The following is a 9,768-nucleotide window of genomic DNA, read 5'->3' as shown; positions in this document are numbered from 1 at the left end:
CGGTGCCCTTGCCGGTGCCCTTGCCGGTGCCCTTGCCGGTGCCCTTGCCGGTGCCCTTGCCGGTGCCTTGGCGGGGTGCATATACGGAAGATGCAATCGCCCTGCGGGTAAAGCTTCCGGGAAGCTTGATGCTCATCGGTGGTTCAGGCACGTCGGTGCGCCATGACATCTTCGCGCAGAGCTTCCCGGAAGCTATTGCGGACTCAGGCGCTTACGGCACAAGCCGGTGCTGAACCGCAAGCATAGCGGCTTCGGTGCGGCTGCTGGCTCCGAGTTTCGCCAGAATGCTGCTCACATGATATTTGACGGTTGACTGGCTGATCCGTAATTTGGCGGCAATTTCGCCATTGTTTGCGCCATGGGTTACCAGCACCAGAACCTCTTGTTCGCGAGGCGTCAGGTCAAAGTGGATTTCGGCGGGTTTGCGCGCTGCTTCCATAAGGACACGCGTTGCTTCGGGATCGAGCGTTGGGCGCCCACCATGTGCGGCGCGAATGGCGTCGGCAAGTTGATTGGCACTGATATTTTTGAGCAGGTAGCCAATAGCCCCGGCCTGCAAGGCGCCTTGCACCAGTTCATCCTCGCGAAAGCTGGTCAGGGCTACCACCTGAATCTGGGGATAACGCGCTTTGATCGCGCGCGTGGTGGCAGCCCCATCCATCTCAGGCATCACCAGATCCATCAGGATGACGTCAGGCATCTGCTCCTGGCACAACGCAAGCGCTGTATGACCACTATCAGCCTCGGCAACCAGTTCGAGGTCGTCATAGGCGAGTAAAAAAGCGGCCAGGCCACTTCGGACAACCGCATGGTCGTCAACGATCATGACACGAATTGGTTCCATAGGCTCCTCCATCAGGTAAGAACGTCAACCGCGATCCTGGTTCCCCCTCCGATCCGACTCGTCATCTCTAGCCTCGCCCCAATTTTGGCGGCACGCTCGCGCATAATGCCAAGACCAAGTGAATGACTACTCACGGTGGTCGCATCAAAACCACGGCCATTGTCTTGTACCGTGAGCACCACATGCCCAGGCGTAAAGGTGAGCGTCAGAACGGCGTGCGAGGCATTGGCGTGTTTGACCACATTATTCAGCGCTTCCTGGGCAATGCGGTAGAGCGCCACCTGGATCTCGGGCGGCAGTCGCCGCTCTGCTTCACCTACAACTTCAACGGTTATCTGCAAGCGCGACCGTCCGACGAAGGCTGCGGCAAGTTGGTGCAGCAGTTCATCAAGGTTGCTCTCGGTCAGCGTCGCTGGACGCAATTCGAGCAAGAGGGTGCGCATTTCGGCGAGTGCGCCGCGCGTCAATTCGCGCAATTCAGCCAGTTTTGCCTCGCCAACAACAGGGTTGCGTTCCCAGATCCGGGGCAGCACATCGGCAATCAGGCTCGCCGAAAAGAGGGTCTGGGTTACGGCATCATGCAATTCGCGGGCGAGCCGATTCCGTTCAGCCATGACGGCTATCTGTTCGGCTTTATCACGCAGACGCGCATTCTGCAACGCTAGGGCCGCCTGGTCAGCAAAGAGTGAGGCCAGATTGATCTCTTCCTCGGTAAAGGTACGTGGCTCCCGGTAGTAAAAGGCCAACCCGCCATAGGCGACATCCTGGGCAACCAGGGGCAAGGCGAGCACCGCACGAAAGCGTTGCAACAAGGCTTTCAACGCTTCAAGGCGGTCGGGGTCAATCAGGATGCCCTCGGTGGCGGCAAGCGACTCGGCACGTACCGCCTCGACCGTGCGAATGTCCAACTGACGCACATCGGGCACAATCATCATCTGCCGCAAGGCCACCACACGACCAATTGTGCCTACCCCTGATGGCAATGTGACCTGCCGCACTTCGGGGGGCAATTCACCACGCAAGGCCTGGATCGTCAACGTCTGCTGCTCTTCATGTAATAGATAGAGCGCGACGACATCGCTGGCAATCAACTGATCGGCCTGCGCAACAATCGCATCCAGCAACTGCGGTAGGGCATGCTCGGCGTTGAGCCGCACCAGGATCTCACGCAGACCTTCGGCTACCTGCCGCCTCCGCTCGAGTTCCTGATTGCGTTGCTCAAGCTCATAGGTGCGTTCGGCAACCCGCTGCTCGAGCAGGCGATTCGCCTCGTAAAGGGCCGCCCGTGAGCGTTTGTGTTCGAGCGCATTGATCAGCATCTCGCCAACAACATGCAGCACCGAGATATCAAGCTCGGCCCAGGTCTTTTTCTGACGTACCGCATCAAAACCCAAGAGACCAACGACCCGCTCTTGGTAGGTCATCGGCACCGCGAGCAACGACTTGATGCCCTGGCTGGTGAATTCACGCTGTTCAACGGCTGCCTCAGGTGGAAGTTGGTCAACCCAGGGAATATGCAGGATCTGACGTTGCAAGAGCTGCCGGTTTGACCAGGCAAGGTTCGCAGTGGACAGGCCCTGCAAGCGGTAGATCTGCGCTTCGATCCCCTCGGCGCACCATTCCTGGATGCACGAGAGCGACGTTGCATCATCACTGTAGAGAAAAATATAGGCGCGATCAGCCTGGGTAAAGGTGCCAAGTGTCTGGAGAGCCTGTCGAATGCCCTGATCAATCTGATCAGGCGGCATATTGATAAAGCTATTCGAGAGCGTCGTGATAATCTGTTCGAAAGTTACATGATGCCGCAGGCGGTCCAGGGTCTTCTGCAACTCTTGCTCAGCCAGCACACGCTCGGTCACACTCGTCGTGACATGCACAATCCCAACAATCGTCGCCTCATGGTAAAGCGGAGCCGAGACCGAGTCCCAGTATGAGACGCGGCCATTAATTGTCAACGGGAAGGCTTCTTGATACACGGTCTCGCCCGCAAGCGCACGCAAAAAGATGGCACGGGCTGAGGCTTCATTGCCCGGCAGCAGATCGAGAAACGACGTTCCCTGCCCAACCTGTTCCGTTGGCAAGGAACTGTAGCGGCGGACAAATTCGATCAGCGTCGGATTGAACCGGCGTAGGCGCAGGTCGCAATCGAGAAGCGCAATGCCCATTGGCATCTGATCAAAGAAGATTTCAAGCATATGCTGCTGCTCACTCATGCCCCTATGGTACATGTCCTGAGGCAGAAGATCAATGGGGATTCATCCTCTCAGTGAGACCAAAGTCTTGAGCAGATCTTCTGGGGGGGCACCTTTGCTGAGAAAGGCCGTAGCTCCGGCCTGCAAAGCTGGCTGATGGGCCTCGGGGCGACTGCTCATCGCAACGATTTTGAGACCCGGTTGCTCGGCGTATAGCAGCCGCACAAGATGGTTCGGGGGAAGACCGGGCAGTTCCCAATCGAGCAGCACAAGCTCGGCAGCGCACTCGGCAACCAGCAGCAGCAAACCAGTGGCATCGACTGCTTCGCCCACAATCGCAAAGTTGGGTTCTTGCTCAAGACGTAGCCGCAACGCATCACGGACACTGGCCTGGTCGTCGGCGAGGAGAATCTGGCGCATTGGGAGGGCATTCATAGGCTCCACCTCATGCCTGTAGCATACGCCTAACGCTCATCGTGCGCATCAGGCAGATGCAGGGCGTGTGCGTTAGACCAAAGGCGGGGAGCAAGACTAGTCAGTCGACTAGGGTAATTTTACCCATTTGCAATAGTGATACATTACCCTTTTGTTAATTAAGTTGATCGTATTACTATACTTTTACTTTGAAAGCGACGCATGATGCGTCGCTCGGACGTAGCGCTACCTTCAAGGAGTGATCTGTGATGCATACGCCTGTCGTTTCACGTGGCAATGGTCTGATGCTGGTTGTTCTGGTGGCCCTGGTGATCGTGCTGGCGGGATGCTCGACTGCCCAAACACCTGCGGCAGCGCCTGTTGCTGCGGTGCCTGTCCCTGCGCAAGGCACCGAACTGGGCGCACGCGGACCCGAGCAGGCTCTGGTGAGCACCGAGTGGCTGGCCGCAAACCTGGATAATCCGCAGGTGCGGGTGATTGAGGTCAGTGTTGTTCCAGGACTCTACGAGCGGGGCCACATTCCGGGGGCAGTGAACTTTGTCTGGCACACCGATTTTGTCGATACGGTTAATCGGGATATTGTTGCGCCTGACCGCTTCGAGCAACTCGCCCGCACAGCCGGCATTAACCAGGATACGACGGTTGTCCTCTATGGCGATAATAGCAACTGGTTTGCCGCCTGGGGGGCTTGGATCTTTCTGCAGTACGGGGCCAATGATGTGCGCCTGCTCGATGGTAGCCGCGCCAAGTGGGAGGCCGAGGGACGCGAGTTGTCGGTAACCGTGCCGAGCGTCGCGGCTGGCGATTTCACCGTTGCGCACCGCGAGAGTCTGCGTGCCAGATTGCCTGATGTCTTAGCAGTTGTTGAGGGCACAACAACCGCCTCACTGATCGACATCCGATCGGCTGATGAGTTCTCAGGCAAGATCTTTGCCCCCGAGGGCTTTCAAGAGTTGGCAATCCGGGCAGGCCATATTCCAGGTGCGATCAATATCCCCTGGAAGCAAGCCCTCAATGAAGATGGTACCTTCAAGTCGGTTGATGAGTTGCAGAGCCTCTATGCTGGTCTGGGCATCGATGGCAGCCAGCCAATTATCACCTATTGCCGAATTGGCGAGCGCGCCAGCCACACCTGGTTCGTCTTGAGCCAGATCCTCGGCTACGAGGTTGCCGTCTATGATGGCTCGTGGACCGAGTGGGGCAATACGATTGGGGTTCCGATTGCCAATCCGAGTGGCACCGTGTGGGGCGCCCAATAATCGCCGGGCAACCAGGGTCAGCATGGCTGGCCCTGGTGCTCTACCCAGGTGAACACGATCTATGACTGAGCTTCCTTCAACACGGGCTGATCGGCAACCATTCCAGAGGCTCGCACGCACCACTGGCGTACGCCTCGGTCTCGCCGTTGCACTGCTCATCGGGTTGACGAGCACAGCCTACTGGCTCCACGCTACCCCTGGACGCGGCGCAACGGCAGCGCTTTCGTTGCTGCTCGGTGCGAGTCTCGGCTTTGTCTTTCAGCGGGGCCGTTTTTGCTATTTTTGCATCTTGCGGGACTGGATCGAGTTTCGCAACACTGGTCCGGTGTATGCCATCCTTGCCGCCCTGGCCGCCGGTTCAATCGGTTATACGCTGGTCTTCGGGATCTTTTTGCCGAACCCCTTCAGTGGACGCCTACCTCCCGAGGCCCATATTGGCCCAGTTAGCTGGGTTCTCGCGGCGGGTGGCCTGGCCTTTGGGCTTGGCATGGCCCTGTCGGGGGCGTGTGTCAGCGGGCATCTCTATCGGCTTGGTGAGGGTTCAACGCGGGCACCTGTGGCATTGCTTGGTGTGCTTGCCGGCTTTGGGCTAGGCTTCCTGAGCTGGAATCAGCTCTATCTCGCAACGATTGCTGATGCGCCAGTGATCTGGTTGCCCGCACGTCTTGGGTATGGAGGTGCGCTCTTCCTCCAACTCGTTCTTTTGGGAGGCATCGCCTTCTTGTTGCTCCGCAACGTGCCCGAGTTGCCACCCCGCCCGGCGCAACGTTTTGATCTGGCGGGTGTGTGGGCGGTTCTCTTCCACCAGCGCTGGCCTGCCCTCGTCACAGGTGCCCTAGTGGGGTTGCTGGGCACCGTCGCCTACATGCGCATTGAACCACTTGGGGTAACATCGCAACTCGGCAGCCTTGCGCGAACAGGCATGGATCAGGTCGGGCTGCTCCCAACAACGCTCTTTGGGCTAGATCGGCTGGCGGGCTGTGCCACCCAGGTGGTGCAGACCATTACCGCCAATGGCCTGCTCATCTCCGGCTTGGTGCTCGGGTCACTCACCGCCGCCTTGCTCGCCAACCGCTTTCAACCCGACCGGCTTACCATGCGCGGGGCCGGCAGCGCCCTGGTTGGTGGCATTTTGCAGGGATGGGGGGCCATGGTCGCGCTCGGTTGCACCGTCGGCACCCTGCTTTCGGGCATCTCGGCGTTTGCCGTCTCGGGATGGCTCTTTGGCCTCACAATGCTTGCTGGTGTCTGGCTCGGCATCCGAAGCAGCTTGCACCGTCTGGTCTGAATGCGTGACACGACTATCAGCTAGCCATAAGATCGCCCTCACGTCGCAAGTGTTATACTAGACTGATGGAAATCGCCTGATAGCGTGACGGAGCGCCTGGTGAGAGTCAAGCGCCGTTTTTCGTGCGCCGATCCAGGTGGTCTGTTGAGTATAACAACATATGCAGCGAGATCGTTCCTTTCGACGAACCTATAGTGGACGAACTGTCCCTCGTCGCCCGGCTTATCCGGGGTTGATGCGAGGGCGACGTTCCCCCAAACAGCCATCGTATCTTCCCCATATTGCAGGCAACCTGATCGCGTTCATCTTCCTGAGCATCATTGGCGTATCCCTGCTCGTTGGCTCATTAGCCTATAGTGCCTATGCGAGCACGGCGGCGACGCTCATGCCTCGCCTTGATGCCCTCGCCGAACGCGAACTCTTTCAAACGTCACGGATCTTCGATCGCAATGGCGAAGTGCTCTATGAGTTTTTTGATGCCGGACGCCGCACCAACGTCGCGATTGACGAGGTTTCACCGCTGCTCATCAGTGCAACCGTCGCGATTGAAGACAAGACCTTCTTTACCAATCCCGGGGTTGACCTGGGTGGTATTATTCGCACCCTCATTTCTAGCCTGCAAGCAGGTGAAGAGACCGGTGGGGCCTCGACGATCAGTCAGCAGGTGATCAAAAATAGTGTGTTGACCGCCGAAGAGCGCGCCCCTGAACGGCGGTATGAGCGCAAAATGAAAGAGATCATTCTTGCTCAGGAGCTTGATCAGCTCTTCACCAAAGAAGAAGTGCTTGAGCTCTATCTGAACGAGAACTTCTATGGCAACCTCGCCTATGGCATTGAGGCTGCTAGCGAAAGTTTTTTTGGCATACGAGCAGGCGATCTCAACCTCAATCAAGCCTCGTTGCTCGCCGGATTGCCCCAGTTACCCACCGTCTATAACCCCATCAATCACCTCGACCGTGATGGCGAAGGTGGGTATCTGCCTGGGGTTATCCTCGGTGAAAACTGGCTCAGTGCTGACTATCAGTTGCCCGAAAGCCTTAGTCCGCCACGCTGGCGTCAGGTGGCTGTGCTTCGCCGGATGGTCGAGGACGAATATGTCACTGAAGCAGAAGCGCGTGCCGCTATCGCCGAACCCTTGCGCTTTGCCCCCCAGGAAGTGCCCCTCAATGCACCCCATTTTGTCTTCTATGTGCGCGATCTTGTGCAAGAGCGCTATGGACAACAGGCCCTCTTCAATGGTGGGTTGCGCATTACGACAACCCTTGACCTCGATCTGCAGCGCATGGCCCAGCAAAAGGCGTTTGAACGCATCACCGATCTGCGTGAACGCAATATTCACAATGCGTCGGTGGTCGTGATGCAACCCAACACCGGCCAGGTGCTGGCAATGGTCGGGAGTATTGACTATGATGCGGTTATCGCAACAACAACCGTCGGTGAAACGGGCAATGTGATCGATGGACAAGTCAATGTGGCGACGCGTGAGCGCCAACCAGGATCGGCCCTCAAACCCTTTACCTATCTGGCCGCGATGGAACAGGGTATGCATCCCGAGACGGTGATCTGGGATGTGCCAACTGATTTTCCAACTTCGTCGAGCGGGGCGGGAGCATGGTATACGCCATTGAATTATAACGGGCGCTTTAATGGCCCGGTGCGGATCCGCACGGCACTCGCGAATTCACTCAATATTCCCGCTGTCAAAGCCCTCCGCTTTGCAGGTATTCAAGCGACCCTCGATCTGCTCGATCGCGTGGGGATCAAGCAGGGCCTCAAACGCGGCGAGGATTTCTATGGCCTCTCGCTGACCCTGGGTGGCGGCGAGGTGACGCCACTTGAACTGACGACCGCCTACAATACCCTCGCAAGCGGTGGTCGCTACTACGAACCAGTCTCAGTCTTGCGCATTACCGATAGTGCAGGCAATGTGCTCGAAGAGTTCTTGCCTAATCGTGGAACCGAGGTCATTGATCCCAATCTGGTGGCGATCATCTCGGATATGATGAGTGATGACCGGGCACGCCAGGCGGTCTGGGGGCTCAATAGTCCGCTCAAGCTTTCGCTCCCCGCTGCGGTCAAGACCGGAACAACTAACGACTGGCGCGATGCATGGGCGGCAGGCTATACGCCCTTTGTCACGGTCGGAGTCTGGACAGGCAACAATAATAATGAGACGACCGAACGGGTAGAAAGCCTCACCGGCGGTGGCATCATCTGGCGCAATGTGATGGAGGAATTGTTCGACTGGATCGAAGAACAACCCCGTTATCGGGCACTCTTTGCCGCCCCCTATCCGAATGGCGTCATCCCGACAAGCTTTACCTTGCCCGCCAATGGTGTCCTGTCGCGCCCCATTTGTGAACTTCCGGGCCCGTATGGTGGCTACCGCGAAGAACTCTTCACGCGGCAAATGCTGACTGACATCCTGGAAGCACGGCGCAATGCATCAACGGGGAGTGATTCAAGTCAACCACTGCCTGCCAATCAAAGCCTGGAAACCTTGTCAATTCCGTGTGATGCCTTCGAACGAATCACGCTGGTACAAGTTCCCATGGAACAAGACTGGTCAAGTGATGGTCAATTGCTGATCACGGCACCAGCGGAACTGGACACGGCGAATCCAGAGGCCACACCCTCGCTCGACGCAAGAGCCTTCTGTCGCCCCTCTGATGAACTGACCTATCCTGCCGTGTTGCAGCGCGAGATCATCATTTGGAATACCCCTCCGCCCGACCCAAGTATGCGCGTTCGGTATGAGTGGGAAGGTGGGAGCACAGGCATAACCAAACAGGCCGTCGAGGCGTTGCCCGCTTGCAGTGCCGAGATGTTCGAGGCACCTGTCCCGCAACCCCCCGTCGAGGGCGCAGTCTTGATGCCCGATCTGCTCCGTCTGGGCGAAAATCAGGCCAAGAGCGTTCTGGCAAGCCTGGGCATTCCAGCAAGTGTCATCTTTGTTGACTATCAGGATCGCACCTATATTGGCGATCTCTATGACCAGTTCGTGCCCTATGCAGTCGTCAGCACGATCCCCGCCCCCGGTGATTGGATCGTGCCCGGCACAGCCATTATCCTGGGCATCCGCGCACCAGATCCTGAGCCACAGCCAGAACCATCCCCACCCCCAGCGGAACCATCCCCACCCCCAGCGGAACCATCCCCGCCCCCAGCGGAACCACCCCCGCCCCCAGCGGAACCATCCCCGCCCCCAGCGGAGCCACCCCCGCCCCCAGCGGAGCCCCCCCCGCCCCCAGCGGAGCCCCCGCCCCCAGCAGAGCCACCCCCGCCCCCAGCAGAGCCATAGTAGTAGGGGCACGGCGGCGCCGTGCCCCCACCGCCGTGACCCCACCCCGCCGTGCCCCCACCCCGCCTGTACGGGCACGGCACCGCCGCCGTGCCCTGCCCTGCCGCCCCCGCCGTGCCCCGCGCCGGCAAAAGCACACCATCCGTAGGCCTGGTCGCACACCCCAACGAAAGATGCCATCGTCCAGTCTGGTAGTGACGACTTCAACGCTTGGTGTGAGTTCTCGTACACGGTTTTGCATCAGGATGCGGTACACGCGTAGCCTCCGCATCGCAATCGGGCGAAATATGCATTTTTCGGCGGCGTCCCAGTGGGGCAAAAACGATCTCACACCAAGCGTTTCAGTCGGCTGAGCAAGAAGCCGACTGAAGTCGGCACTACGATTTTAATTCTTAAAACCATTAATCGGCTTCCGGTTGAGCCGACTGAAGTCGGCACTACGATGAGTG

The 9,768-nt window shown here is 58.4% G+C and carries 6 protein-coding genes; 3 read left to right on the top strand and 3 right to left on the bottom strand.

The window, feature by feature from the left end; translation table 11 throughout:
- Nucleotides 1-211 precede the first annotated feature (211 nt).
- From EYB53_RS20140 to EYB53_RS20130, 3 genes are read right to left on the bottom strand one after another with little or no spacing between them, the layout of a single operon-like run.
- Nucleotides 212-844 carry a response regulator gene (locus EYB53_RS20140; protein WP_205712703.1) on the bottom strand — a complete coding sequence of 211 codons (633 nt, stop codon included), beginning with the start codon at nt 842-844 and terminating at the stop codon, nt 212-214.
- Between the two features lie 11 nt (nt 845-855).
- Nucleotides 856-3,039: a GAF domain-containing protein gene (locus tag EYB53_RS20135; protein ID WP_167857506.1), complete on the bottom strand. Its 2,184-nt coding sequence runs from the start codon at nt 3,037-3,039 to the stop codon at nt 856-858.
- A gap of 60 nt (nt 3,040-3,099) precedes the next feature.
- A complete protein-coding gene (locus EYB53_RS20130) occupies nt 3,100-3,471 on the bottom strand; it encodes a response regulator (protein WP_135480379.1) in 372 nt (123 codons plus the stop codon).
- Nucleotides 3,472-3,719: 248 nt separating this feature from the next.
- Between EYB53_RS20130 and EYB53_RS20125 the strand changes: the two genes are divergently transcribed.
- The 3 genes from EYB53_RS20125 (at nt 3,720) to EYB53_RS26220 (ending at nt 9,319) form a co-directional block, all read left to right on the top strand.
- Nucleotides 3,720-4,730 carry a sulfurtransferase gene (locus EYB53_RS20125; protein WP_205712702.1) on the top strand — a complete coding sequence of 337 codons (1,011 nt, stop codon included), beginning with the start codon at nt 3,720-3,722 and terminating at the stop codon, nt 4,728-4,730.
- Nucleotides 4,731-4,791: 61 nt separating this feature from the next.
- A complete protein-coding gene (locus EYB53_RS20120; RefSeq protein ID WP_135480377.1) occupies nt 4,792-6,018 on the top strand; it encodes a YeeE/YedE family protein in 1,227 nt (408 codons plus the stop codon).
- 160 nt (nt 6,019-6,178) lie between these two features.
- Nucleotides 6,179-9,319: a transglycosylase domain-containing protein gene (locus tag EYB53_RS26220; RefSeq protein WP_135480375.1), complete on the top strand. Its 3,141-nt coding sequence runs from the start codon at nt 6,179-6,181 to the stop codon at nt 9,317-9,319.
- Nucleotides 9,320-9,768: the final 449 nt, after the last annotated feature.

It is taken from the genome of Candidatus Chloroploca mongolica, assembly GCF_004762035.2.
In the GTDB taxonomy this organism is placed as follows: Bacteria; Chloroflexota; Chloroflexia; order Chloroflexales; family Chloroflexaceae; genus Chloroploca; species Chloroploca mongolica.
This window is presented reverse-complemented; position numbering and strand designations above follow the sequence as displayed.

Excerpts from the sequence above, each read along its gene's own strand:
- EYB53_RS20140 (WP_205712703.1), bottom strand. The coding sequence starts at position 844 with ATGGAACCAATTCGTGTCATGATCGTTGACGACCATGCGGTTGTCCGA.
- EYB53_RS20125 (WP_205712702.1), top strand. The coding sequence starts at position 3,720 with ATGCATACGCCTGTCGTTTCACGTGGCAATGGTCTGATGCTGGTTGTT.
- EYB53_RS20135 (WP_167857506.1), bottom strand. The coding sequence starts at position 3,039 with ATGCTTGAAATCTTCTTTGATCAGATGCCAATGGGCATTGCGCTTCTC.
- EYB53_RS20130 (WP_135480379.1), bottom strand. The coding sequence starts at position 3,471 with ATGAATGCCCTCCCAATGCGCCAGATTCTCCTCGCCGACGACCAGGCC.
- EYB53_RS20120 (WP_135480377.1), top strand. The coding sequence starts at position 4,792 with ATGACTGAGCTTCCTTCAACACGGGCTGATCGGCAACCATTCCAGAGG.
- EYB53_RS26220 (WP_135480375.1), top strand. The coding sequence starts at position 6,179 with ATGCAGCGAGATCGTTCCTTTCGACGAACCTATAGTGGACGAACTGTC.